The sequence below is a fragment of the Nocardioides secundeburneus genome (assembly GCF_039939255.1).
Lineage (GTDB): Bacteria > Actinomycetota > Actinomycetes > Propionibacteriales > Nocardioidaceae > Nocardioides.
Genome location: NZ_JBDUUE010000008.1, coordinates 1 through 23,865 on the forward strand (window position 1 = coordinate 1; position 23,865 = coordinate 23,865).

Sequence of the window (23,865 nt, forward strand, 5' to 3'; positions counted from 1 at the left end):
AGCCCGCGTGGACCGCCTCGTCCAGACGCCGCTCCAGATCGGCCAGCTTGCCTGCCGTCGTGTGCAGATCGATCCCCGACCCCACCTCGGGGACCTCGGTGCCCTCACCAGGCTGCGCGCTCACGTCACTCCTCGACTCCCGGACCGACCGGGGGGTGCTTGGACTTGGCTGGTCGGTAGGACAGGCTAGACCTCGTGACCCCGGACTCGGCCGTACGCCCACCTCTCGATCGGTCCCGTCTCGCCGACGGCAACCCCGAGCTGATGCCCGACCTCACCGTGGAGGTCGTCGACGCCCTCGAGTCGACCAACGTCGAGGTCGCCCGCCGGGCCCAGGACGGCGCGAGCGACGGTCTCGTCGTCGTCGCCGACCACCAGACGGCGGGTCGCGGCCGGCTCGACCGCACCTGGGAGACGCCGCCCGGCACCGCGGTCACCTTCTCGATCCTGCTGCGTCCCGAGGTGCCGGCGCGGCTGTGGCCGTGGCTGCCGCTGCTCACCGGCTACGCCGTCGACAAGGCGATCACCGCCGCCGGTCTCGACGCCGGCGTCAAGTGGCCCAACGACGTGCTGGTCGGGGAGAAGAAGGTCGCCGGCATCCTCGTCGAGCGCGTCGACACGCCGCAGGGTCCCGCGGCGATCGTGGGCGTCGGCATCAACGTCGGCCTCACCGCCGACGAGCTGCCGGTCGACACGGCGACCTCGCTCGAGATCGAGCTCGACCGCACTGTCGACCGCACCGACGTGCTCGTCGAGGTGCTCAACGCCATCCGCGAGGCGGTCGACGCCTGGGAGATGGGCGGTGAGCCCAGCAGCGTCCGGCTGCACGAGTCCTACGCCGCCGCGTGCGTCACCGTGGGCCGCGACGTGCGGGTCGACCTGCCCGACGGCAGCGTGCTCGAGGGCCGCGCCGTCGAGATCGACGCCTCCGGCCAGCTGGTGGTCGCCGTCGGCGGCACCGACGGTGAGCGCCGGGCCGTCGCGGCCGGCGACGTCGTCCACGTCCGCACGGCCTGACGCGCCCACGCCGGCCCACACCGGTTCAGGACCCGTAGCCCGGTCGGGTCACTCCCAACCGCTGCCGTTAGTGCGATCATCTGCCCGTGGCCATCTCGAAGAAGCTGCTCAACGACGGCGAGCACGTCGTCTCCAGCATGCGCACCCACCCGAAGGCGCTGTTCGTGCCGCTGCTCTGGACGATCCTGTTCCTCGCCGTCGGGGTGGCCGGGCAGACCCTGCTCGACGATCAGACGCTGGCCTGGGTGGTCTGGGGCGTCGCGCTCGTCGGCATCCTGTGGTTCGCCGGCCGCCCGTTCCTGACCTGGCTGACCTGCGAGCACGCGATCACCGACCGGCGGGTGATCACGCGCTGGGGCATCCTGACCCGCAACGGCAGCGACGTGCCGCTGCACCGCATCAGCGAGATCTCGATCGAGAAGAACCTCATCGACCGCCCCTTCGGCTGCGGCACGCTGATCATCACCAACGCCTCCGACCACGGCAAGGTCGTGCTCCACGACATCCCGCGCGTCGAGCAGACCAAGCTGCAGCTGCACAACCTCGTCTACGACATCTCCGGGCCCGGACGGCGTGACGAAGCCTGACCTGCCGCCCGACGAGACGCCCCCGACGCCGGACCCGACCGAGCAGGCGCCCTGGGGCGACCCGGCCGACATCGTCCGGGCGATCCTGCGCGAGGAGCCGATGTACTCGGCCTCCCAGGTCGCCCGCGAGGCCGGCCTCTCGCTCGGTGACGCGCGACGGCTGTGGCGTGCGCTCGGCTTCCCCGAGGCCGAGGGCGCGGCGGTCTACACGGCCTCCGACGCCGCAGCGATCCAGAGCCTGGTCGCCTCGATCGAGGGCGGGCTCCTCGACTTCGACCTCGCGGTCACGATCACCCGGGCGCTCGGCCAGACCATGGCCCGCCTCGCCGACTGGGAGGTCGCCGCGCTCGTCCACCGGGTCGAGGAGCTGCAGCGCGAGGTCGCGACCGAGCCCGGCCCGGAGGGACGAGCGGCCGGCCGCATGACCACCGCGATGCGGATGCTCGACGACCTCAGCGACGGCTTCGAGGAGATGATGATCTACGCCTGGCGCCGGCACCTCGCCGCCGCGGTGTCGCGCATCGTGGCCCTCGGCGAGTCCGACGACCTGCACACCACGCAGCTCACCGTCGGCTTCGCCGACATCGTCAGCTTCACCGCGCTCAGCAACGAGATCTCGCGCGAGCGCATCGGCGACCTCGTCGAGGTCTTCGAGTCGCGTTGCGCCGACGTCGTCGCCGCCCAGCGCGGCCGCGTCATCAAGTCGATCGGCGACTCGGTGCTCTTCGTCAACGACGACCCCATCCGGGCCTTCGACACCGCCGAGGGCATCATCACCGTCATCGGCCGCGACAGCCGGATGCCCGACGTGCGCGTCGGACTGGCCAGCGGCTCGGTCGTCATGCGTCTCGGCGACGTCTTCGGCCCGCCGGTCAACCTCGCCGCCCGCCTGACGGCGGTCGCGCGCCGCAACCGGATCATCATCGACCAGGCGCTGGCCGCACTCCTGCCCGCCGACCAGTTCGAGACCCGGCGCCTGCCCGAGCGCCCCGTGCGCGGCTTCGGCCTCGTCGAGCCCGTCGCCGTCCGCCGCCACTGAGCCCCGTCCTCCCCGGTCGCCAGGGCGAGGTCCTGTGGTCTGGACCACCGTGCGGGAGTTCGCCGGAAACCGGTGCGCCGGGGGTGATGACTTCCTACCTTGGGCTCGTGTTCGAGGTCCAGGGAGTGCGCCTCGACCCGGTCGAGCGCCGGGTCTGGCTCGACGGTGAGGAGGTCGCGTTCTCGCGCAAGGAGTTCGACCTCCTGCACGTCCTCATCTCGCACGCCGGCGAGGTCGTCAGTCGCGACGACCTGATGCGCGACGTGTGGCACACGACGTTCTGGACGTCGTCCAAGACGATCGACGTGCACCTCGGCTGGATCCGGCGCAAGCTGCACGACGACAGCCGGCGTCCGCACCTGATCACCACCCTCCGCGGGCGGGGGCTGCGGTTCGAGCCGCAGGCGCCCGTCGGCGCGGGCTAGACGCCGGCCCACTACGCTGCTCGGGTGCCGGACCAGGGGAGCAGAGCGCCACTCGTGGCCGTCGTCGGAGGCGGGCAGCTGGCTCGCATGATGGCCGAGCCCGCGGCCGCGATGGGCATCCCGCTGCGGCTGCTCGCCGAGGCCGAGGGGGTCTCCGCGGCGCAGGTCATCGTCGACCAGCTCGTCGGCGACCACACCGACCTCGCCGACCTGCGCGCCGTGACGGCGGGCGCGTCCGTCGTCACCTTCGACCACGAGCACGTGCCCACCGACCACCTGCGCGCGCTCGAGACCGACGGCGTCGCCGTGCGGCCCGGCCCCGGTGCCCTCGTGCACGCCCAGGACAAGGGCGTCATGCGCGAGCGGCTCGCCGAGCTCGGCGCGCCGTGCCCGCGCAACGCCATCGTCGCGAGCCTCGCCGACGTCGAGGCGTTCGGGCTGCCGTGCGTGCTCAAGACGACCCGCGGCGGCTACGACGGCAAGGGCGTCTGGTTCGTCCGCACCCCCGACGACGTCGCCGAGCCGCTCCGCGTCGCCGCCGAGACCGGCGTCCGGCTGCTGGCCGAGGAGACCGTCGACTTTCGCCGCGAGCTCTCGGCGCAGGTCGTCCGCTCGCCCAGCGGCCAGGCGGCCGCCTACCCCGTCGTCGCCTCCACGCAGCTCGACGGCATCTGCCACGAGGTGATCGCCCCGGCGCCCGACCTCGACCCCGACCTCGCCACCCAGGCCCAGCAGCTCGCGCTCACCATCGCCGGCGAGCTCGACGTCGTCGGCATGCTCGCCGTCGAGCTGTTCGAGACCCGCGACGGCCGCATCCTGGTCAACGAGCTCGCGATGCGCCCGCACAACACCGGCCACTGGACCCAGGACGGCGCGGTCACCTCGCAGTTCGAGAACCACCTGCGCGCGGTGCTCGACCTGCCGCTCGGCTCGCCGTCGGCGCGCCAGCCGTGGACCGTCATGGTCAACATCCTCGGCGGCCCCGACGACCAGGTCGGCCGGCTGTTCGACGGCTACCCGCACGCCCTGGCCCGCGACCCGCACCTGCGGGTGCACCTCTACGGCAAGGACCTCCGACCCGGCCGCAAGGTCGGCCACGTCAACGCCTACGGCGACGACCTCGAGGACTGCCTGGAGCGCGCGCGGCACGCCGCCGCGTGGTTCCGCGGCGACCTCGGCAACGAGAGCGAGTGAGGATGAGCACGACCATGACCGTCGGCATCGTGATGGGCAGCGACTCCGACTGGCCGGTGATGAAGGAGGCCGCGCTCGCGCTCGACGAGCTCGGCGTCGCCCACGAGGCTGACGTCGTCTCGGCGCACCGGATGCCCGAGGAGATGCTCGCCTACGGCAAGGACGCCGCCGACCGCGGTCTCTCGGTGATCATCGCCGGCGCCGGGGGAGCGGCCCACCTGCCCGGCATGCTCGCCGCCGTCACGCCGCTGCCGGTGATCGGCGTCCCGGTGCCGCTCAAGACGCTCGACGGCATGGACTCCCTGCTCTCGATCGTGCAGATGCCCGCGGGCGTGCCGGTCGCCACCGTGGCCATCGGCGGCGCCCGCAACGCCGGCCTGCTCGCCGCGCGCATCCTCGGCGTCTCCGACCCCGACCTGCGCCGGCGCATGGTCGACTTCCAGGCCGAGCTGAAGAGGTCGGCCCAGGAGAAGGGCGCCGTCGTGCGGGGCGACCGTGGGCGACGCCTCGGGTTCTAGCTCGTCGACCGGCCGCCTGGTCGCGATCGACGTCGCCCGGTGCCTGGCGCTGCTGGGCATGATGGCGACGCACGTGCTCGACGCGAGCACGGCCGACGGCGACCCGACGCTCAGCCACGAGCTGTTCAGCGGCCGCGCGTCAGCGCTCTTCGCGGTGCTCGCCGGCGTCTCGATGGCGTTGGTCTCCGGACGCCGGACGCCGGTCGGGGGCCGCGACCGGCTGCGGGTGTCGGCGGCGCTCGCCGTCCGGGCGGTGCTGGTCGGCGCGATCGGGCTCTGGCTCGGCACGCTGGAGACGGGGATCGCGATCATCCTGGTCTACTACGCGGCCCTGTTCGTGCTCGGTCTGCCGTTCCTCGGCCTGTCCTGGCGGCCGCTGCTCGCGCTCGCGGTCGGGTGGGCCGTGGCCGCACCGGTGGTGAGCCGACTCGTCGTCCCGGAGCTGCCGCCGCGCCAGTTCGAGAGCCCTCAGCCCGACCAGCTCGAGCACCCCGGCCACCTCGTGGCCGAGCTGCTCCTCACCGGCTACTACCCGGCGGTGCCGTGGCTGACCTACCTGCTGCTGGGCCTGGCCATCGGGCGTCTCGACCTGCGCTCGTCCTACGTCGCCGCCCGGCTCGCCGTCGGCGGGCTCGCGGTCGCCGTCGTGGCCACCTGGGTCTCGGGGATGCTGACGGCGAGCCGGTTCACCGACCTCGAGCTCGACGACGGTCGCTACGGCCAGGTGCCCACCGGTCCCGACGACGGGTGGCGGTGGCTCCTCGTCGTCGAGCCGCACTCCTCGCAGCCGTTCGACCTGGCCCAGACCGCCGGCAGCGCCGCGTTCGTGATCGGCGTCTGCCTGCTGCTGGTGCGCTGGATCGGCGACCTGTCGACGCACGCCGAGCGCGCCGTCCAGGTCGTCTTCGGCGCCGGCACGATGACGCTCACCCTCTACACGCTGCACGTCGTGATGCGCACCGACGACGTCTGGCCCGAGGAGGACCCGTCGACCTATCGCACCCATGTGCTCGTCGTGCTCGCGATCGGCGCGGTGTTCGCCGCCGTCGGCTGGCGCGGCCCGCTCGAGCGTGCCGTCGGCTGGCTGCCCGAGCGCATCCGCGGGGTCAGGGGGCGCGCGTCAGCACGTGCTTGAAGCGCGAGTAGTCCTCGATCGAGCGGGTCGAGAGCTCCGCGCCGTAGCCCGAGGCGCCGAAGCCGCCGAACGGCATCTCCGAGACCGTCGTCAGGTGGTCGTTGACCCACACCGTGCCGAAGGCGAGGCCCGCCGAGAACCGCTCGGCGCGGGCCAGGCTCGACGTCCACACGCTGGCCGCGAGCCCCTGCTCGACGCCGTTGGCCAGCGCGAGCAGGTCGTCGTCCGACGCCGCCCGCTGGACGGTCACGACCGGCCCGAACACCTCCTGCTGCACGATCTCGTCGTGCTGCCCGACGCCGACCAGCACCGTCGGCTCGTGGTGCCGCCCGTCACGGCCTCCACCGGTGAGGGCCGTGGCGCCGGCGGCGAGCGCGCGCTCTACCAGGCCGGCCACGCGGTCGGCGTGGTCGTCGCCGACCAGCGGGCCCAGGGTCGTGCTCTCGTCGGCAGGGTCGCCCGGGCGCAGGTCGCCGACAGCCGCGACGTAGCGCTCGACGAATTCGTCGTACACGGTGTCTGCGACGAGCAGGCGGCAGGCGGCGGTGCAGTCCTGGCCGGCGTTGAGGAAGCCGGCCGGCACGAGCGTGGCCACGGCGGTGTCGAGGTCGGCGTCGTCGAGGACGACGACCGGGGCGTTGCCGCCCAGCTCGAGGTGCACGCGGGTCAGGGAGGCCGCGGCCGTCGCGGCGACGGCGCTGCCGGCCCTGCTCGAGCCGGTGAGCGAGACCAGGGCCACCCGGCGGTCACGCACGAGCGTCTGGGCGACGTCGGGGCCGCCGACGACGACCTCGAGCGCGCCGGCCGGCAGCACCTTGGCGGCCAGCTCGGCCAGGCGCAGCGTCGAGCGCGGCGTGAGCTCGGACGGTTTGATCACGACGGTGTTGCCGGCGGCCAGGGCGGGCGCGACCTTCCAGACCGCCTCGAGCAGCGGGTAGTTCCACGGGGTGACGACGCCGACCACGCCGAGCGGCTCGCGGCGCAGCTCGGAGCGGCGTCCGGCGCTGAACGTGCCGACGGCCGTGCCGGTCGGCACCCGTGCCGCACCGGCGAGGAAGCGCAGGTTGTCGACGACGCCCGGCACCTCCTCGCGGGCGTGGGTGATCGGCTTGCCGACGTCCTCGGAGTCGAGGACGGCGAGCTCGTCGGCGTGCTCGGCCACCAGGTCGGCCAGGGCGATGAGGGCGTCGGCGCGCTCGCCCGGCGTCCGGGAGCCCCAGTCGGGGAAGGCGCGGGCGGCGGCGTCGACGGCCTCGGTGACCGTCTCGACGTGCTCGCTCACGTGATGAGCTGGTCGAGGCGAGCGTAGGCGCTGGCGTCGCCCTTGATCACCCGGCTGGTGCGGCCGTCGATCGAGACCGGGACGTCGCCCGCGACGGTGATGCGGCGCATCTCGCGGTACTCGGTGCCGAAGTCGGCCACCGCGTAGTGCTGGGTGGCGCGGTTGTCCCACATGGCGACGTCGCCGGGCTGCCACTGCCAGCGGATGGTGTTCTCGAGCCTGGTGATCCGTGACTGGAGGACGTTGAAGATCGCGTGCGACTCGGAGGTGTTGAGGCCGGTGAACGTCTTGACGAAGTGGCCGAGCACGAACGCCCGCTCGCCGGTCTCGGGATGCACGCGGACGACGGGGTGCTCGGTCTCGAAGACCTGCGAGGCGAAGTCGGCGCGGCTGTAGTGGGCGTCGGGCTCCTCGGACTCCTCGTCGTGGTCGTGCCGGGCGTAGTCGTAGGAGTTGGTGTGCACGGCCCACAGGTCGTCGACGAGGGCCTTCAGCGACGTCGGCAGCGCGTCGTAGGCGGCGACGGCGTTGGCCCAGACCGTGTTGCCGCCGTAGGGCGGCAGGTGGACGGCGCGCAGCACGCTGATCGCAGGCACGCGGTCGACGAAGGTGACGTCGGTGTGCCACGCGTTGGCGGCCATGCCCTTGTCGGCGGTGACCTTGAAGATGCGCCTCGAGCCGGTGTTGACCGTCGGGTGCGCGGTGGTGAGCGGGCCGAAGCGCTCGGCGAAGGCGATGTGGTCGTCGTCGTCGAGGTGGTGCTGGCCGCGGAAGAAGACGACCTTGTGCCGCAGCAGGGCCTCGCGCACGGCCGCGACGGTCAGCTCGTCGAGGTCGCCGGCGATGCGGACGCCGTCGACCCGGGCGCCGATGCGGCCGCCGAGCTGGTGCACCTGCACGTCGGAGTCGACGGGGCGCTCGAGCGTGCTGGTCATGAGGTCCTCCTGCGCGACAAAGGTATAAAGCCAAGTAACAATATAGAGTTATACACCAGGCCGTCTCGTTTCGTCCTCGCGACGCACCGCGCCGGTACCTCCGGGCAGTGCTGCGGCACCTGCGACCGATCCGTCGCGCGGCCGTGCTCGACAGGCTGGTCGCCGTGAACGAGGTCAGAGCTCCCCGTCAGCAGTGGGCCGACGTCGCCAAGGGCACGTGCATCGTGCTGGTGGTGCTGTGGCACGTGACCCGCAAGGACTACCTCGCCCTCGACTGGGACCTCGGCGCCCCGGTCACCGGGGCCTGGGGGACGGCGTCCGAGGTGCTGCTGCCGGTGCGCATGCCGTTGTTCTTCCTCATCTCGGGGCTGTTCTCGGCGCGCCTGCTCCAACGGTCGTGGCCGGAGGTGTGGCGGCGCCGCGTGGCGCCGATGCTCTGGCTGCTCGTGGTCTGGACGCTGCTGCACACCCTGCTGTTCCGGCTCACGCCGGGCTTCGACACGGCGGTGGCCGACGACCCCGTGGGGCTGCTGGTCCAGCTCACCGTCACGCCCGGCAACCTGTGGTACCTGCTGGCGCTCGGGTTGTACGTCGCCGTCGCCCGGGCCACCCGCGACGTCCCCCACGCCGCCCTGGCCGCCGCCCTGGTCCTGAGCGCGGTCGCGACGGCCGGTCTCGTGCCGACCCCCGGCAACCGCTACGGACTGCTCACCAACCTGGTCTGGTTCCTGCTGGGCACGCGCCTGACCTCGCTGCCGGCAGGGCTGCGGGCGTGGGTCGTGCCGACCCGGCGCGTCGTCGCCGCGACGGCGATCGGGGCCTTCGCGGTCGCGGCGGCGGCCTGGCAGGCCCTCGGCGCCGACGGGTGGCTCGGCGTCCGGCCGGCCCTGGGGCTGCTCGGCATCGCGGCCGGCGCCGCGGTCGCCGTCGCCGTCGCGCGCACCCGGGCGGGGAGTCCGCTCGCCGCACTCGGCCGGCAGACGCTCCCGGTCTACGTGCTGCACCTGCCGCTCGTGGCTCTGGCGCACGCGGTGTCCGGTGAACTCATCACCGGCGCGACGGCGCGGTCGCTGCCGCTCGCCGCCGTCTACCCCGTCGTCGTGACGGCGCTCGTGGTGGGTGCGTGCCTGGCGCTGCACCGGATGCTGGTGCGGGGCGGCGCCTCCTGGTTGTTCGAGGCACCGTGGTCGCGCCGACGGGTCGTCGCCGTCAGCTGACCAGCCCGTGCTCGTGCGCGAACACCACGATCTGCACGCGGTCGCGCAGCGCCAGCTTGCGCAGGATCGCGCCGACGTGGGTCTTCACGGTCGACTCGGAGGCGAAGATCTGCCCGGCGATCTCGGTGTTCGACAATCCCCGTGCCACGGCCGCGAACACCTCCCGCTCCTTGTCGGTCAGCTCGAGGTAGGGCACGGGCACCGGCTTGGCCGCGACGAACGAGCCGGCCATGAGGGCGTTGAGGTCGCCCGGTGCGAGCACGGCGTTGCCGGCGTGCACCGTGCGGATGGCGTCGCGCAGCTGGATCGGCGTGGTGTCCTTGAGCAGGAACCCGCTGGCCCCGTGACGGATCGCCGTGGCCGCCCGGTCGTCGAGGTTGAACGTCGTCAGCACGACGACGCGGACGACGCGCTGCCGCCGCGCGACGCGGTCGGGGGCGAAGATCTGGCGGGTGGCCTCGACGCCGTCCATCTCGGGCATGCGGATGTCCATGAGCACCACGTCGGGCTCGAGCTCGTCGACCAGGCGCACGGCCTCGACGCCGTCGCGGGCGGCGCCCACGACGCCCATGCCCTCCTGGGCGTCGACGATCACGCGCACCCCCTCGCGGAAGAGGTCCTGGTCGTCGACCAGCAGCACCCGGATGTCAGCGTCGGCCGGTGTCTCGTTCATCGCGGGCCCAACGGTACCCAGGCGGTGACGGTGAACGTCTCCCGCTCCGCCTCGTCGCGACGTCGCACGTCGAGCCGGCCGCCGACGGCCGCGAGTCGCTGGCGCATGCCGTCGAGGCCCTGACCACCCGAGTCGGTGTCGCGGGACGGGTCGACCGCGACCGTGTTGCGCACCTCGACGCGCAGGTCGTCGGACGTCGAGTCGTCGGGCCAGTGCCGCTCGACGAAGACCGGGTCGTCGCGCTCGCCGTGCTTGACGGCGTTGGTGAGCATCTCCTGCATAACCCGGTAGACGGTGACCTCGAGGTCGGGCGGCAGCGGACGCGGCGTGCCCAGCTCACGGACGACGACCTCGTGGCCTCCGGCGCGCACGCCCTCGACCAGTCCGTCGAGGGGCCGCGCCTGGGCGACGGCGCCGGTGTCGGGGGCGGACAGCACCTGCCGCACGTCCTGCAGCGACGACCGGGCGGAGCCCGCGATCGTGGCCATCGTCCGCTTCAGGGCCCCCGGGTCGTCGTCCGGCAGGTACTGCGCCGACTCGGCCTGGGCCAGGATCACCGCGAGCGAGTGCCCGACGACGTCGTGCACGTCGCGCGCCAGGCGCGCCTGCTCGTCGCGCAGCCGGGCGATCTCGCGGGCCTGCTCAGTCTCGACGCGGGCGCGCTCGGCGTCGGCCTCGGCGCGCACCTCCGACAGGCGCGACTCCCGGGCCCGGTCGCTGAACCGGAACGCGAGGCCGGCGAGCCACGGACCGGCGAGCACCAGCATCGTGACGACGCCGGCGCCGACCCGCCAGGTGTCACCGAAGCGGTAGGCGGTGTCGAGCAGGGTCTGCAGGTCGACCAGCGACAGGAGCGGGATGTACTCCTGCGCCGCGACCAGGTAGACCGCCATCGCCGCGGCCGCCGGCACGGCGAGCAACCCGGCGACCACCGTGACGACGTGGCCCCAGCGCGCGGCGGCGAACACGACGACGAAGAACGCCAGCTCGACCAGCATGATCTGGACGTCGGCGACCACCTGGACGGCGCCGATCGCCACCGAGACGGCGAGCGCCGCCCCGGGCGTGCGTCGCGCGAGCGTCACGGCGACACCGGCCGCCAGGACCAGCACGGCCAGCCGGCGCGGTGACGACTCGCCGACGAAGTACGAGGTGTTGTCGACCTCGAGCGCGCCCACGACGACGACCACCAGGCCGAGCGCGACCGAGGGCACCCAGTCGCGGGCCCACGCCGCGGCGCGGCCGGAGGGCTGACCGGCAGGGTGTCCGGTGGGCTGGGGCGTCATGGCCCCGTCATCGAACCACGCCCGCCGCCGGCGGCCTCGAGGGCGTCGCGCACCAGCAGGTCGAGCAGCGCGGCGTACGGCAGTCCAGCGGCGGCGAACATCTTGGGGGCCTGCGAGTGCTCGGTGAACCCGGGCATTGTGTTCACCTCGTTGAGCACCGGGCCGTCGTCGGTGACGAAGAAGTCGACCCGCGCGACCCCGTCGCAGCCGAGAGCGTCGTAGACGGCGAGTGCGGCGTCGTCGAGGGCCTTGCGATCGGGCTCGTGGAGATCGGCCGGGATGCGGAAGTCGGCCTGCCCGCCGTACTTGTCGTCGTAGTCGAACAACCCGTCGGTGACGATCTCGAGCGCGGGGGCGACGAACCGGCTGCCGTCGGGACGACCGAGGATCGCGACGTCGATCTCGCGGCCGACGACGACGTCCTCGACCAGCACGCGCGAGTCGAGCGCGAAGGCGGCGTCGAGCGCCGCGTCGAGATCGGCGGCGTCGGCGACGAGCGCGACGCCGTGGCTCGATCCCGAGGCGACCGGCTTGACGACGATGGGGCGGCTCCAGCGGTAGGCCGCGCGGTCGCGGGTGGTCAGCAGCACCCCGGGCGCGGTCGACACGCCGACGGCCTCGGCCACCAGCTTCGTCGCCCACTTGTCCATCGCCAGGGCGCCGGCTCCGACGCCGGACCCGACGTAGGGCAGGCCCGCGAGCTCGCAGAGCGCGGCCAGGGTGCCGTCCTCGCCGTGCGGTCCGTGCACGACCGGCAGGACGACGTCGCAGCGCCGTAGCAGGCACACCGCGCCGGTGAGCCCGACCGGGCGATCGCCGCCGTCGAACCAGGTGCCGTGCGGGTCGATGGTCAGCCGGACGACGTCGTAGCGCTCGGGGTCGAGCGCCGCGGCGACCGCGGCCGCCGAGGCGAGCGAGACCTCGTGCTCGCAGCTCGCGCCGCCGCCGATGACGGCGACCCGGGTCCGGGGGTCCCGCGCGGACGTGGTCACGACCGCCTCACCCGCGCCCCGATGCCGGTGACGATCTCGTGCTCGATCGTGTCGGCCCACCCGGCCCACTCGGCGACCGTCGGCTCGCCGCCCCGGCCCGGCCCGAACACGACGGCGCGCTCGCCGGGCGCGACGGCGTCGCCGTCGAGGTCGACGACGACCTGGTCCATCGAGATGCGCCCGACGACCCGACGGCGCCGTCCGGCGAGCCACACCTCGGCCCGGCCGCTGGTGACACGGGGGAGCCCGTCGGCGTAACCGAGGGGCAGCAGCGCCAGCGTCGTGTCGTGCGGGGCCCGCCAGGTGTGGCCGTAGCCGACCTCCGTGCCGCGCGGGACCCGTCGGCACGCCACGACCGGCGCCGAGAGCGTGAGCGCGGGCGCCAGCGCCGTCGTCCCGCTCGGGTCGATGCCGACCAGCCCGGCCCCGACGCGGCTCATCGTGTGCAGGGACGCCGCGTCGGTCAGGGTCGCCGAGGTCGCGGCGAGGTGCCGCAGCTGCGGGCGCAGGCCGGCGGCGCGTGCCGTCGCGACGCCCCACTCGAAGACCAGCCGGCCCGCCGCGTTGGCCGGGTCGTCGGGCACGTCGGCGCAGCCGAGGTGGCCCATCACGCCGACGACACGCAGCACGCCCGAGCGCTCGGCCCGTCGCGCGGCGCGGCACAGGGCCGGCCACTCCTGCGGGGACGCGCCGTCACGCGCCATGCCGGTGTCGAGGTGCAGGTGCACGCGGGCGCCGATCCCGGCCCGGGTGACGGCCTCGAGGTGCGCCAGGCTCGGGACGGCGAGGTCGACGCCCGAGCCGACCGCGGAGACGAAGTCGGCGTCGACCGGGTTGAGCCAGCTGAGCACCGGCACCCGGATGCCCTCGGCGCGCAGCGCGAGGGCCTCGTCGATGCTGGTCACGCCGAGCCACGACGCGCCGTGGGCCAGCGCGGCGCGCGCGACCGTCGCCGCCCCGTGGCCGAACCCGTCGGCCTTGACGACGGCCATGAGCGCGCCCGGCGTCCGCTCGGCGAACAGGCGGGTGTTGGCCGCGAGCGCGGCGTGGTCGACGTCGAGCCGTGGTCCGGCGACCGGTCGGGAGGCGAGGGTGGGCGCGCTCACCGGGCCACCGGGCCGTAGAGCGCGTGCGGTGCCGCCGTGAGCAGCGCCCAGTAGCGGTCGCCGTACGACCAGTGCCACCACTCGCTCGGGTAGTTGACGAGCCCGGCGCCCCCGAGGGCGTGCGCCATGAGGTCACGGTGGGCGCGCGCGTCGGGCCCGATGCCGTCGGCCGCCGTCCAGCAGCGGCCGTCGCTCTGCTCGGGTGTCGCGTCGATCGGGGTGCCGAGGTCGAGGTCGTCGCCGCACGCGTCGACCAGCGTCAGGTCGACGGCCGCGCCGGCCACGTGCGGAGCCACCTCGAGCGGCGCCACGAACCGGCTGGAGAGCACGCGGAGGCGGGCGGCGTCGGCCTCGGGGTGCAGAACCTGCAGGTCGGCCGTGTAGGCGGCGACGATCGCGGCCTGGTCGGCGAGCGAGCGGTGGCCCTCGACGACCCGGAGGCCGATGCCGGCCGGGAGACGGCGTGCGGCGGCCTCGAGGCGCTCGGCGAGGGTGCGTCGGACCGGCTCACGGGTGGGGGAGAGTCGACGCGGCAGCCGCACCAGCGGCTCGCCGTCGTCGACGACGGGAACGGCGGCGACACGGGGGTCGGCGAGCAGCACGGCGGGCTCGGCGAGGGTCTGGGTGGTCACGGCGACGACGCTAGGGATCCGCCACGGGGCCGGGCATCGGCCTCAGGTGCCGATCGGCTGACCGCGGGTACGACGTCAGTCGTCCCGCACGCGCCCTCGCAACGACTTGGTCTGCCCGCGCTGCTTCTTCGCCTCGACCCGACGCCGCTGCGAGCCCCGCGTCGGTTTGGTCGGACGCCGTGTCGGCGGCGGCGGGGCGAGCGCCTCCCGCAGGTGTTGGGCCAGGCGCTCGCGGGCCGCGACCCGGTTGCGGTGCTGCGAGCGGTGCTCGGTCGCCACCACGCGGACCGGCGAGCCGAGGCGGCCCACCACGCGCGCGCGTTGCGACGGCGACAGGGCCGAGGAGGTGAGGACGTCGTACTCGAGCTCGACGCGGCTGTCGGTGGTGTTGACCGACTGGCCGCCCGGACCCGACGAGCGCGAGAACCGCTCCACGAGCTCGGACGCCGGGATCGTGACCGAGGAGGTCACGACGAGGTCGTCGGGCATCAGCCCCGGCTCCTCGGAGGCCGACCGCGCCTCGACTCGTCGCCGCGGGCCCGCAGGCTCACTCGCGACGCTCGCTCGAGCGGGACGGCCGACCCCATTCGATGGCGGGACAGGTGTCCATCACCATCGCGACCCCGGCCGCACGCGTGCGTTCGAAGGCGGCCTCGTCGACCACGCCGAGCTGGAACCACACGCCGCGGGCGCCGATCGCGACCGCCTGGTCGGCGAACTCGCCCGCGAACTCGGAGCGACGGAAGACGTCGACCACGTCGACGGGGAACGGCACGTCGGCCAGCGTGGCGTACCCGGTCTCGCCCAGGACCTCGTCGGCGCCGGGGTTGATCGGCACGATCCGCTTGCCGCGTTGCTGCAGCAGCTGGGCGATCGACCACGCGGTGCGCCCGGTGTTCGGCGTCAGCCCGACGACCGCCCAGGTCTCGCACTCGTCGAGCATCAACGAGACCGAAGCGGGGTCCTGCCAGTCGTCCGTCGTCACGTCCACCACGGTACGTGCAGTCGGCGGAACAGGCCCCGAGACACCCGCTGTGGAACCCGTCGGGGCATACCGCGGAGCCCGCCGGGTACGGCGTCGGTGGTCGCCGGGATCCCCCCGCCCGGCGACCACCACAGCCTGCCGTCGAGCACGCCGGCGTCGGACAACATCAGTCACATGTTTCCCAGGAGACTGTTGTGCCGGCCTTCGAGTGGTGCCACCATGCTGGAAAGGACGGTCCCCCCTTCAACCGTCCAGGTCCGGAAGGTAACTCGCATGGGGTCGAGTCGCACGGTTACGGACGCGCGTCGTCGCGTCGAGACAGCAGCACTACTAGCTCGGGCACGAGCGAGCCAGGGCGAAGCCCGGGCCCGCTACGAGAACGAGGCGATCCGGTTGAACATGGTGGTCGCCACCGAGGTCGCCCGGCGCTATCACGGCCGCGGCATCCCGGCCGAGGACATCGACCAGGTCGCATACCTCGGCCTGGTGAAGGCGGTGCGGGGTTTCGACCCCGTCGTCGGCGACGACTTCCTCAGCTACGCCGTGCCCACCCTCCGCGGCGAGATCCGCCGCTACTTCCGCGACGCCGGCTGGGCCGTGCGACCACCGCGCTCGGTGCAGGAGGTGCAGGCCCGGGTCACCCAGGCCGACGCCGACCTCACCCAGCGCCTGGGCCGCAGCCCGCGCCCGGCCGAGATCGCGGTCCACCTTGACGTCCCGCTCGCGCTCGTGGTCGACGCACTGTCGGCCAACGGGTGCTTCAGCCCCGTCTCCCTCGACGCGCCCCGCCCCGACGGGGAGGTCACCGACTCCCCGCTCGACCGCATGGGCGACGTCGACCCGTCGTTCGCCAGCGCCGAGGCCCGCCTGGCGCTGCGGCCGCTCATGGACGCCCTGTCGCCGCGCGATCGTCGCATCATCGAGCTGCGCTTCTTCGCCAACCGCACCCAGGCCCAGATCGGCGCCGAGGTCGGCGTCAGCCAGGAGCAGGTCTCCAGGCTGCTGACCTCGATCCTGCGCAAGCTCCGGGTCTCCCTGGCCGCGTAGTCGGGCGCCGCGGCAGCGGCGCCACCCACCTAGCCGGGGAAGATGCGGGGGGCCTCGGAGGCCTTGCCGGTGAAGGTCGGCGTGCGCTTGTCGAGGAAGGCGGCGACGCCCTCCTTACCGTCGCCGATCGAGGCGTGCCACATGGCGACGGAGTCGGCGAGGTGGGACTCGAGGGGGTGGGCGGCACCTGCGCCGCCGTAGACGAGCTGCTTGGCCAAGGCGAGGGCGACCGGGGAGCGGTCGACGACGAACGAGCGGGCCAGGTCGAGGGCGGCCGGGAGGAGGTCGTCGGGCTCGTGGACCGAGCGGACGAGGCGGCCGGCGTGGGCCTGCTCGGCGGTGAGGATGTCGGCGGCGTAGACCCACTCCAGGGCCTGCTGCACGCCGACGAGGCGCGGCAGGAACCACGACGAGGCGGCCTCGGGCACGATGCCGAGGCGGCCGAACACGAAGCCGATGCGGGCCCGGGTGGAGGCGAGGCGGAGGTCCATCGCGAGGGTCATCGTGGCGCCGATCCCGACCGCGGGGCCGTTGATCGCCGCGATCACCGGCTTGGGCAGGGCGTGGATGGCGAGGGTGACCTTGCCGCCGGTGTCGCGCACGCCCTCGGCGTAGGCCGGGTCGTCGAAGCGCTCGCGCAGCGTCTCGGGGCTGACGTCAAGCGACTCGTCGAGCCCGAAGACGTTGCCGTCGGCCGAGAGGTCCATCCCGGCGCAGAACGCCCGGCCCGCCCCGGTGACGACGACGGCGCGGACGTCGTCGTCGGCGGCGTCGGTGGTGAACACCTCGTGCAGCTCGCGCGCCATGGTCAGGTCGAAGGCGTTGAGCGCATCGGGCCGGTTCAGGGTGAGGGTGGCGACGCCGTCGGCGTCGACCGCCCAGTCGAGGGTCTCGTAGGCCATGCGCCCACTATGGCGCGCCGGTTCTCACTGCGGGACGACGATCCCGTTCGGCGTGCACTGCTCGTTGGTGATCTTGTCGGTGTCGTTGTCGATGATCGCCTGGAACAGCGGGTCGGCGCGGTCGCGGTCCCACGTGGTGGCGCTGAGGTCGGTGACCGGCATCGTGCAGGTGCGGTTGCCGCCCGTGCCCGTGCGGCTCATCGCCAGCGCCCAGCGGCCCGCGTCGATCGCGCTCATGCCGTCGCCGAAGGCGAAGAACGACGGCACGGCGTGGTTGAGGTCCCACCAGCGGAACGGGTTGAGGACCGACCACGGCGAGAGCACCTTGTCGCCGATCGCGCCGATCACCTCGCGCTGGCGACGCACCCGCTCGAGGTCGCCGAACGTCGACTGCTTGCGCGAGCGCGAGTAGGCCAGCGCGGTGGTGCCGTCGATCTCCTGGCAGCCCTTCTTGATGTTCAGCCCGGCCAACGGGTCCTTGAGCCGCTCGGTGGGGCACACCTCGATGCCGCCGACGGCGTCGACGACGTCGGCGACACCGCCGAGGCCGATCTCGACGTACTTGTCGACCCGGATGCCGGTCTCGGCCTCGATCACCCGGGTGAGCAGGGGAGCGCCACCGCGGGCGTAGGCGCCGTTGATCTTGCCGGAGAAGAAGTCGCGGTCGATGCGGGTGTCGCGGGGGATGGAGAGCAGCACGCTCGGCCCGCCGCCGGTGTGCATCAGCATGATCGTGTCGGTGAGCTCGGACTGGGGGTTGCCGGTGCTCAGCTTCTTGCGCTCGGCCTCGGTGAGGTCGCGACGCGAGTCGCTGCCGACGAGCAGGTACGTCGTGCCGTCCTGCTCGGCGGGACGGTCGCCGTCGGGCGCGAAGGCGACCTGGTCGGCGCTGCGCCAGGTGACGAACGGCACCGCGACCGTGAACAGCAGCCACGCGAGCAGGAGCACGAGGAACGTGCGGACGTAGAACCGCGGACGGCGCAGCCGGCGGGCCCAGAAGCCACCGCCTCCGCCACCGCGTCGTGGCGGCGGCCCGCCGGGCGGGGGGCCACCCGGGGTCGGCGCGAGGCGCCCCGGCGGCATCGGCTCGGTGCTGTAGGACGACGGATCCTGGCCGGGCTGGCCGTACGGCGGGGGGACGGCGAGCCGCTCGGTCGGCGGGCCGTTCTCCGGACGCCGGGGCGGGGGCGGCTGCTGGTGGGGCGGGTCGGTGCGCCGCTGGACCGGGATGCGGCGCGTCGCCTCGGGGGCGTCGTCCGGCTGCTGTCCGTACAGCCAGCCGAACCTGGGCTCCTCGCCGTCGCCGGGGCGTTCACTCATGACGCGAGACGCTAGCCGACCCGTGGTCGGGGAGCGGGGACGCGGTGACGCCCGGGGTGCCCGGACCGGCGTCCGCCGGCCGTGGCGAGGTCACGGCGTCGAGCAGTGACCTCGTTCGTGCAGGCGTGTCGTCCCCGCTGTGACTCCTGTGACTGGTGATACTGACCAGCAGTTCTGCTTCCTTCCCCAGCAGAGGTTTCGTCTCCCATGTCTTCCCTGACGCCCGGCGTGTCCCGCCTGTCCCAGCCACCCACCACCGCGGCCCTCACCGCCCGGTCGTCGACCCCGGTCGCCGAGCGGGCGGCGCAGGTGCGCTTCCGCCGCGCGATCTCGCTGATGGCGATGACCCTGGTGGCCCCGGGCACGGCCCAGCTCGTCGCGGGCAACCGCCGCGTCGGCCTCGTCGCGTTCCGTACCTACCTGGGCATCCTCGCCCTGGGGGCGGTCATGGTGGTCGCGGTCGCCCTCGACCACGGCCTCGCGCTCGGCCTCGCGGTCAACACCACGCTGCTGTTCTGGCTCAACCTCGCGCTCATCGGTGCCGCGATCGGCTGGGCCGCGCTGTTCTTCGACGCCTGGCGCATCGGCCAGCCGCTCAGCTACTCGATGGGCCACCGGCGGGTCGCCGTCGGGCTCAACGGCGTGCTCGCGCTCGGTGTCGCCGGCGTGCTGCTGTTCAGCGCCCACATCGTCTCCGTGCAGCGCGACTTCATCCTCGCCACGTTCGGCGACGGCGCCGCGAGCGACGCCACCCACGGTCGCTACAACGTGCTGCTCGCCGGCGGCGACTCCGGCGCCGGGCGCTGGGGCCTGCGCACCGACTCGCTCACCGTCGCCTCGATCGACGAGCAGACCGGCAAGACCGTGCTGATCGGTCTGCCCCGCAACATGGCGAACTTCCCGTTCGCCGAGGGCTCGATCATGGCCGAGCAGTTCCCCGACGGGTTCGACTGCGACGACTGCATGCTCAACGGTGTCAGCACCTGGGCCCAGGACAACCCCACGCTGTTCGAGGGCAGCGACCACCCCGGCATGGACGCCACCGTGATGGCGGTCGAGGGCATCACCGGCCTGGAGATCAACTACTGGGCCATGGTCAACCTCGAGGGCTTCAAGGAGCTCGTCGACGCCGTCGGCGGCGTGACCCTCGACGTCAAGGACGACATCCCGATCGGCCTGCCCGGCGACGAGGTCACCGGCACGATCGAGGCCGGCACGCGCAAGCTCGACGGCTTCGAGACGCTCTGGTACGCCCGGGCGCGCTACGGCTCCGACGACTACTCGCGCATGGCCCGGCAGAAGTGCGTGATGAACGCGATGCTGCAGCAGGTCAGCCCGGCCTCGGCGGTCAAGAACTTCCAGGGCATCGCCAAGGCCACCTCCGACATGGTCGAGACCAGCATCCCGGCCTCCGAGGTCGACACGTTCCTCGACCTCGGCATGAAGGCGAAGAGCCAGCAGGTCGCCACCGTGTCGCTCGTGCCGCCGCTCATCAACACCGCCGAGCCCGACATCGCGCTGGTGCACCGCACGATCCGCGCCGCCATCGACAAGTCCGAGGGCAAGCAGCCCGCGCAGACGACGAAGAAGGCCGAGGCCGGTTCGAAGGCCAAGGCCGACACGGGCACCGACGCCCCGCCGACCTCGACGACCTCGACGACCGGTGGCTCGGTCGGCTCGATGAAGGACGGCTACGCCGCCAACGAGTCCGAGGACCTCGCCACCGCCTGCTGACGCCCGGCGGGCCGTCAGGCCAGACGGTCCCAGTCGGCCACGACGGCGTCGGCGACCTCGCGGTCGGCGGCGGCCACCAGCCCGACGTCGTGGATGCGCGTCGGGTCGTAGTCGTGCGCGTCGAGCAGCCGCAGCGCGCCGCCGGCCTCGGTGAGCAGCAGCCGGCCGGGCGCGTGGTCCCACGGCATGGTGCGCGAGTAGAGCAGGTAGTCGGCGTCGCCCTCGACGAGGTGCGGGTAGTCGATGCCGCACGAGACCCAGGTGAGCTCGAGCGGGGCGTGGCCCGGCAGCGAGCGACCGAGCCAGCGCCGCCGCGAGGTCGCACCGCGCCAGGTGGACGGCGCGCCGGCCGGCGTCCGGGTGAGCCGCTCGCCGTTGCGGAAGGCACCCGCGCCGAGCTCGGCGACGTACATCCGCTCGTGCTGCGGCTGCCAGATCCACGACCGGACGACGACGCCCTCGCGCAGCTCGGCGGCCATGACGGCGTGGTCGGGGGAGCCGTGGACGAAGTTCTTGGTGCCGTCGACCGGGTCGACGGTGAAGGCGTGCGCGGCGTCGGCGTAGCGGTCGAGCACCGAGGCGTCGACCGACGTGGCCTCCTCGCCGAGCACCACGGCGTCGGGGTAGGCCGCCGACAGCGCCTCGGTGATGAGCACCTCCGCCTCGCGGTCGGCGATCGTCACGAGGTCGCCGGGGTTCTTCTCGGCGATCTCGTCGGCGTCGAGCGAGCGGAACCGGGGGGTGATCACCTCCGCCGCGACCTCGCGCAGCAGGGTGCTGACGTCATCCGTCTCCAAGCCGGCCACACCTCAACACTAGGGTGAGCACCGTGCGGAAGGTGACGGCGGTCGTGGTGACGTTCAACCGCCTCTCCCTCCTCGAGCGCCTCCTCGCCCGGCTCGGCGAGGTCGACGGCCTCCACGAGGTGCTCGTCGTCGACAACGCCTCCACCGACGGCACCGGCGACTGGCTCGCCCGGCTCGGCGACGAGCGCGTCGTCGCCCGCACGCTCGCGACCAACTCCGGCGGTGCCGGCGGGTTCGCCGACGGGCTCGCCTGGGCGGTCGAGCGCGGCGCCGACCTCGTCTGGCTCATGGACGACGACGGCCTGCCCGAGCCCGACTGCCTCGACCGGCTCCTCGAGCACGACGGCGAGCTCGACTTCTGGGGCCCGGCGGTGCTCGCCGAGCAGGACCCCGCCCGGCTGTGCTTCCCGATCCGCCTGCCCGGCGGCACGACCGTCGTCCACCGCATGGCCGACGTCGAGCGCGCCGCCCGTGACGGGCTCGTCGGCGGCGTGGTCATCCCGTTCAACGGCGTGCTGGTCACGCGCGAGCTCGTCGAGCGCATCGGCGTCCCGCGGGCCGAGTTCTTCATCTGGGGCGACGACGTCGAGTACCTGTGGCGGGCCGAGCGCGACGGCGCCCGCATCGCCACGGTGGTCGCAGCCCGGTTCCGGCACCCGGCCACCGACGACCTCGGCACCCCGATGATGCGTGGACGCACCACCTACAACCACACGCCGAGCGACCTCAAGCACTACTGCATGGCCCGCAACAACACCGTCAACCTGCGCACCTACCGCGGCTGGCCGCACGTGCTGATGTTCTGGGTCAAGACCGTCTGGTTCTACCTGTTCACCCGGCGCCAGCCCCGCCGCGTGCCCCTGAGCGCGCGGGCGGCGCTCGCCGGGCTGCGCGGCGACTTCACCGGGCACCGGAGGTACCTGCGCCCATGACCGAGACAGAGACAGAGACCGAGACCGTCGCCGTCGTCGTCGTCACCCACAACCGCGCCGACCTGCTCGCCCGCCTGCTCGACGGCCTCGCGGCCCAGACGCGACGCCCCGACCTGGTCGTGGTGGTCGACAACGCGAGCACCGACCACACCCGCGACGTGCTCACCGCCGCTCCCGCCGAGCTGGCGCTGCACGTCGTCCACCAGGACAACACCGGGGGAGCGGGCGGCTTCCACACCGGCGTCCGGACGGCGCACGAGCGCGGCCTCGACCGCACCTGGCTGATCGACGACGACGTCGTCCCGGCCCCCGACTGCCTGGCCGTGCTGATGGCGCAGGACGAGGCCTGCGTGACGTCGGTGCGCGAGGACCTCACCGGTCGCCTCGTCGAGAAGGCCGCCATCCGCTTCGACCTCGCCAACCCGCTCGCCGTCAAGCCCAAGACGGCGATGGTCGAGACGACCTACGGCACCCGCTCGGCCATGCCCGAGCGCGTCGAGGTCGAGAACGTCGCGTTCGAGGGGTTCATGGTGCGGCGCGAGGTCGTCGACCGCATCGGGCTGCCCGACCCGGCCTTCTTCATCTTCTACGACGACGTCGACTACGCCCTGCGCGCCCGGCGGGCCGGCTACCGCATCTGGGCGGTGCGCGACGCCGTGCTCGTGCGCCAGCTCGACTTCGACCAGCAGCACGACCTCGCGGGGTGGAAGGGGTACTACATGTACCGCAACCTGTTCGTCGTGCACGCCCGCTACGGCGCCAACCCGCTCGTGCGGCTCAAGCCGTGGCTCGTCGCGCTCGCCGTCGTCGTCCTGAGCCCGGTGCGGGGCGGGCGCGCCGAGGCCCGCAACGTGGTGCGCGCGGTGCGCGACGCACGGAGGCTCAGGCGACTCTCGCCGGAGGCTGCACCGCGCCGGTGACCCGGCTGCTCCGGCGACGAGCCGGAACGGTCGTCAGACCTCGACGCTGACCTGCTCGTCGCGCTTGGCGGCGAGCTTGGGCCGCAGGCCCACGTGGTTGCCGGTGGCCAGCGCGGCCGCCCACACCGTGACCGAGCCGAGGGCGCAGCCGGCGAGGACGTCGACGAAGTAGTGCCAGCCCAGGTAGAGGGTCGCGAACATCGTCAGGACCAGGAAGACCCACGACAGGACGCGGATCCAGCGGGCCAGACCGACGTACTGGACCATGAGGCAGATGGTCACCATGATGCCGACGTGCAGCGACGGGAACGCCGCGATCGTCTGGATGGTGCCCGAGCCGAACACGTCACCCAGCACCTGCACGCGGTCGTCCCACATGGAGTCGGCGAGCTGGGTGTTGTAGGTGGGCGCGAGGTCGGCGAACTGCTCGCGCTGGGCCGAGGTGTAGATCGGGCCGACCGTCGGCAGCAGCATGTAGACCGTGCAGCCGAGCGCCCAGTCGAAGGCGACCGCGGTGACGTACCACGAGCCGGCGGTGCTGTGGCGGGTCCAGACCAGGGCGATCGCGATGCTGACCGGCACCAGGGCGATCCAGACGAAGTAGACGCCGGAGAAGAAGTGCGAGGCCCAGCCGGTGCCGAAGACGTTGTGCAGCACGACGGCGGGGTCGTGACCGAACCAGAGCACCCGGTCGATGGCCCGCATCTCGGAGTCCCAGTCGTGGCCGTTGACGAACGGCACGAAGCTCTTGATGTTGCGGAAGGCCGCGTAGGTCAGGTACCACGCGCCGACGCCGCCGAGGGCGAACAGCCACTGCGAGCGCGGCCACCGCTCGCGCATCACGGCCAGGAACGTGGCCTTCAGGGCGGTGCGCTCGACCCACACGCGGCGCACCAGGCGCGGGACGACGTCGAGCGAGACCGCCCCGAGCACGATCGCCGGGAAGCGGATGTAGCCCGGCACGAAGGCGTCGGGGTCGCGGATCGGCAGCTCGGCCACCGCGGCGAAGACCACGGTCGCCACGGCCATGGCGAGGCCGGCGGCCCAGGCCCAACCGAAGTTGCGCTCGAGGACGCCGCGCAGGCCGGCGTGCGGACGTGGCTCTTCCATAGCACGCAGTTTAAGGTCGCGGGCACAGAATCTCGGTATCCGTGACGACCGAGCCTCGATGTGGAACGGAT

25 protein-coding genes are annotated in these 23,865 nt (G+C 73.2%); 12 read left to right on the plus strand and 13 right to left on the minus strand.

The window, feature by feature from the left end:
- Nucleotides 1-195: 195 nt before the first annotated feature.
- The 7 genes from ABFT23_RS20645 to ABFT23_RS20675 all read left to right on the plus strand — a co-directional run bounded on the left by ABFT23_RS20645 (nucleotide 196) and on the right by ABFT23_RS20675 (nucleotide 5,915).
- Nucleotides 196-1,017: a biotin--[acetyl-CoA-carboxylase] ligase gene (locus tag ABFT23_RS20645; protein ID WP_347898652.1), complete on the plus strand. Its 822-nt coding sequence runs from the start codon at nucleotides 196-198 to the stop codon at nucleotides 1,015-1,017.
- 86 nt (nucleotides 1,018-1,103) lie between these two features.
- Complete coding sequence (locus ABFT23_RS20650) at nucleotides 1,104-1,604, plus strand: PH domain-containing protein (RefSeq protein WP_347898654.1); 501 nt, start codon at nucleotides 1,104-1,106, stop codon at nucleotides 1,602-1,604.
- The gene (locus tag ABFT23_RS20655) at nucleotides 1,591-2,643 is read left to right on the plus strand and encodes an adenylate/guanylate cyclase domain-containing protein (protein WP_347898655.1); all 1,053 of its coding nucleotides are present in this window, start codon (nucleotides 1,591-1,593) and stop codon (nucleotides 2,641-2,643) included. The genes ABFT23_RS20650 and ABFT23_RS20655 overlap by 14 nt, the downstream gene beginning before the upstream one ends.
- A 107-nt stretch (nucleotides 2,644-2,750) precedes the next feature.
- A complete protein-coding gene (locus ABFT23_RS20660) occupies nucleotides 2,751-3,068 on the plus strand; it encodes a winged helix-turn-helix domain-containing protein (RefSeq protein ID WP_347898657.1) in 318 nt (105 codons plus the stop codon).
- 54 nt (nucleotides 3,069-3,122) lie between these two features.
- Nucleotides 3,123-4,262 (plus strand): 5-(carboxyamino)imidazole ribonucleotide synthase, encoded by a 1,140-nt coding sequence (locus ABFT23_RS20665; protein WP_457623824.1) that lies wholly within the window; start codon nucleotides 3,123-3,125, stop codon nucleotides 4,260-4,262.
- Nucleotides 4,263-4,264: 2 nt separating this feature from the next.
- Nucleotides 4,265-4,780: a 5-(carboxyamino)imidazole ribonucleotide mutase gene (gene purE / locus ABFT23_RS20670; protein WP_347898661.1), complete on the plus strand. Its 516-nt coding sequence runs from the start codon at nucleotides 4,265-4,267 to the stop codon at nucleotides 4,778-4,780.
- Nucleotides 4,758-5,915: a heparan-alpha-glucosaminide N-acetyltransferase domain-containing protein gene (locus ABFT23_RS20675; RefSeq protein WP_347898663.1), complete on the plus strand. Its 1,158-nt coding sequence runs from the start codon at nucleotides 4,758-4,760 to the stop codon at nucleotides 5,913-5,915. The genes purE and ABFT23_RS20675 overlap by 23 nt, the downstream gene beginning before the upstream one ends.
- On the opposite strand, the gene ABFT23_RS20680 is transcribed toward ABFT23_RS20675, so the two are convergent.
- Both ABFT23_RS20680 and ABFT23_RS20685 read right to left on the minus strand, forming a co-directional pair.
- Nucleotides 5,887-7,197 carry an aldehyde dehydrogenase family protein gene (locus ABFT23_RS20680; RefSeq protein WP_347898665.1) on the minus strand — a complete coding sequence of 437 codons (1,311 nt, stop codon included), beginning with the start codon at nucleotides 7,195-7,197 and terminating at the stop codon, nucleotides 5,887-5,889. The genes ABFT23_RS20675 and ABFT23_RS20680 overlap by 29 nt on opposite strands.
- Entirely contained in the window at nucleotides 7,194-8,132 is a 939-nt protein-coding gene (locus tag ABFT23_RS20685) for a TauD/TfdA dioxygenase family protein (protein ID WP_347898667.1), read from the minus strand. Before ABFT23_RS20685 ends, ABFT23_RS20680 begins: the two co-directional genes overlap by 4 nt.
- Before the next feature lie 164 nt (nucleotides 8,133-8,296).
- Here ABFT23_RS20685 and ABFT23_RS20690 point away from each other — a divergent pair, with 164 nt between their 5' ends.
- Nucleotides 8,297-9,349 (plus strand): acyltransferase family protein, encoded by a 1,053-nt coding sequence (locus ABFT23_RS20690; protein WP_347898669.1) that lies wholly within the window; start codon nucleotides 8,297-8,299, stop codon nucleotides 9,347-9,349.
- Here the strand turns inward: ABFT23_RS20690 and ABFT23_RS20695 are convergent.
- The 7 genes from ABFT23_RS20695 to ABFT23_RS20725 form a co-directional block, all read right to left on the minus strand.
- Nucleotides 9,342-10,022 carry a response regulator transcription factor gene (locus ABFT23_RS20695; protein ID WP_347898671.1) on the minus strand — a complete coding sequence of 227 codons (681 nt, stop codon included), beginning with the start codon at nucleotides 10,020-10,022 and terminating at the stop codon, nucleotides 9,342-9,344. The genes ABFT23_RS20690 and ABFT23_RS20695 overlap by 8 nt on opposite strands.
- Nucleotides 10,019-11,308 (minus strand): sensor histidine kinase, encoded by a 1,290-nt coding sequence (locus ABFT23_RS20700; protein WP_347898673.1) that lies wholly within the window; start codon nucleotides 11,306-11,308, stop codon nucleotides 10,019-10,021. Before ABFT23_RS20700 ends, ABFT23_RS20695 begins: the two co-directional genes overlap by 4 nt.
- Nucleotides 11,305-12,300 carry a D-alanine--D-alanine ligase family protein gene (locus ABFT23_RS20705; protein ID WP_347898675.1) on the minus strand — a complete coding sequence of 332 codons (996 nt, stop codon included), beginning with the start codon at nucleotides 12,298-12,300 and terminating at the stop codon, nucleotides 11,305-11,307. Before ABFT23_RS20705 ends, ABFT23_RS20700 begins: the two co-directional genes overlap by 4 nt.
- Nucleotides 12,297-13,406: an alanine racemase gene (gene alr / locus ABFT23_RS20710; protein ID WP_347898677.1), complete on the minus strand. Its 1,110-nt coding sequence runs from the start codon at nucleotides 13,404-13,406 to the stop codon at nucleotides 12,297-12,299. Before alr ends, ABFT23_RS20705 begins: the two co-directional genes overlap by 4 nt.
- Complete coding sequence (locus ABFT23_RS20715; RefSeq protein WP_347898679.1) at nucleotides 13,403-14,038, minus strand: M15 family metallopeptidase; 636 nt, start codon at nucleotides 14,036-14,038, stop codon at nucleotides 13,403-13,405. The genes alr and ABFT23_RS20715 overlap by 4 nt, the downstream gene beginning before the upstream one ends.
- A gap of 75 nt (nucleotides 14,039-14,113) precedes the next feature.
- Nucleotides 14,114-14,527, minus strand: a complete 414-nt coding sequence (arfB, locus tag ABFT23_RS20720; protein WP_347898681.1) for an alternative ribosome rescue aminoacyl-tRNA hydrolase ArfB — start codon at nucleotides 14,525-14,527, stop codon at nucleotides 14,114-14,116.
- 58 nt (nucleotides 14,528-14,585) lie between these two features.
- Nucleotides 14,586-15,023, minus strand: coding sequence for a CoA-binding protein (locus ABFT23_RS20725; protein WP_347898683.1), 438 nt, complete (start codon nucleotides 15,021-15,023; stop codon nucleotides 14,586-14,588).
- Between the two features lie 399 nt (nucleotides 15,024-15,422).
- Here ABFT23_RS20725 and ABFT23_RS20730 point away from each other — a divergent pair, with 399 nt between their 5' ends.
- Nucleotides 15,423-16,070: a sigma-70 family RNA polymerase sigma factor gene (locus ABFT23_RS20730; protein ID WP_347898972.1), complete on the plus strand. Its 648-nt coding sequence runs from the start codon at nucleotides 15,423-15,425 to the stop codon at nucleotides 16,068-16,070.
- Nucleotides 16,071-16,099: 29 nt separating this feature from the next.
- On the opposite strand, the gene ABFT23_RS20735 is transcribed toward ABFT23_RS20730, so the two are convergent.
- Together ABFT23_RS20735 and ABFT23_RS20740 are read right to left on the minus strand one after the other, a co-directional pair.
- Nucleotides 16,100-16,972 (minus strand): crotonase/enoyl-CoA hydratase family protein, encoded by an 873-nt coding sequence (locus tag ABFT23_RS20735; protein ID WP_347898684.1) that lies wholly within the window; start codon nucleotides 16,970-16,972, stop codon nucleotides 16,100-16,102.
- A gap of 24 nt (nucleotides 16,973-16,996) precedes the next feature.
- Complete coding sequence (locus tag ABFT23_RS20740) at nucleotides 16,997-18,292, minus strand: LCP family protein (protein ID WP_347898686.1); 1,296 nt, start codon at nucleotides 18,290-18,292, stop codon at nucleotides 16,997-16,999.
- A gap of 207 nt (nucleotides 18,293-18,499) precedes the next feature.
- On the opposite strand from ABFT23_RS20740, the gene ABFT23_RS20745 reads away from it, so the two are divergent.
- Nucleotides 18,500-20,026 carry an LCP family glycopolymer transferase gene (locus tag ABFT23_RS20745; RefSeq protein WP_347898687.1) on the plus strand — a complete coding sequence of 509 codons (1,527 nt, stop codon included), beginning with the start codon at nucleotides 18,500-18,502 and terminating at the stop codon, nucleotides 20,024-20,026.
- A 14-nt stretch (nucleotides 20,027-20,040) separates the two neighbouring features.
- On the opposite strand, the gene ABFT23_RS20750 is transcribed toward ABFT23_RS20745, so the two are convergent.
- Complete coding sequence (locus tag ABFT23_RS20750) at nucleotides 20,041-20,823, minus strand: inositol monophosphatase family protein (RefSeq protein ID WP_347898689.1); 783 nt, start codon at nucleotides 20,821-20,823, stop codon at nucleotides 20,041-20,043.
- 32 nt (nucleotides 20,824-20,855) lie between these two features.
- Here ABFT23_RS20750 and ABFT23_RS20755 point away from each other — a divergent pair, with 32 nt between their 5' ends.
- Together ABFT23_RS20755 and ABFT23_RS20760 are read left to right on the plus strand one after the other, a co-directional pair.
- Complete coding sequence (locus tag ABFT23_RS20755) at nucleotides 20,856-21,764, plus strand: glycosyltransferase family 2 protein (protein WP_347898691.1); 909 nt, start codon at nucleotides 20,856-20,858, stop codon at nucleotides 21,762-21,764.
- Nucleotides 21,761-22,684: a glycosyltransferase family 2 protein gene (locus tag ABFT23_RS20760; RefSeq protein ID WP_347898693.1), complete on the plus strand. Its 924-nt coding sequence runs from the start codon at nucleotides 21,761-21,763 to the stop codon at nucleotides 22,682-22,684. Before ABFT23_RS20755 ends, ABFT23_RS20760 begins: the two co-directional genes overlap by 4 nt.
- Before the next feature lie 33 nt (nucleotides 22,685-22,717).
- Here ABFT23_RS20760 and ABFT23_RS20765 read toward each other — a convergent pair whose 3' ends face one another.
- The gene (locus tag ABFT23_RS20765) at nucleotides 22,718-23,794 is read right to left on the minus strand and encodes a phosphatase PAP2 family protein (RefSeq protein ID WP_347898695.1); all 1,077 of its coding nucleotides are present in this window, start codon (nucleotides 23,792-23,794) and stop codon (nucleotides 22,718-22,720) included.
- Nucleotides 23,795-23,865 lie beyond the last annotated feature (71 nt).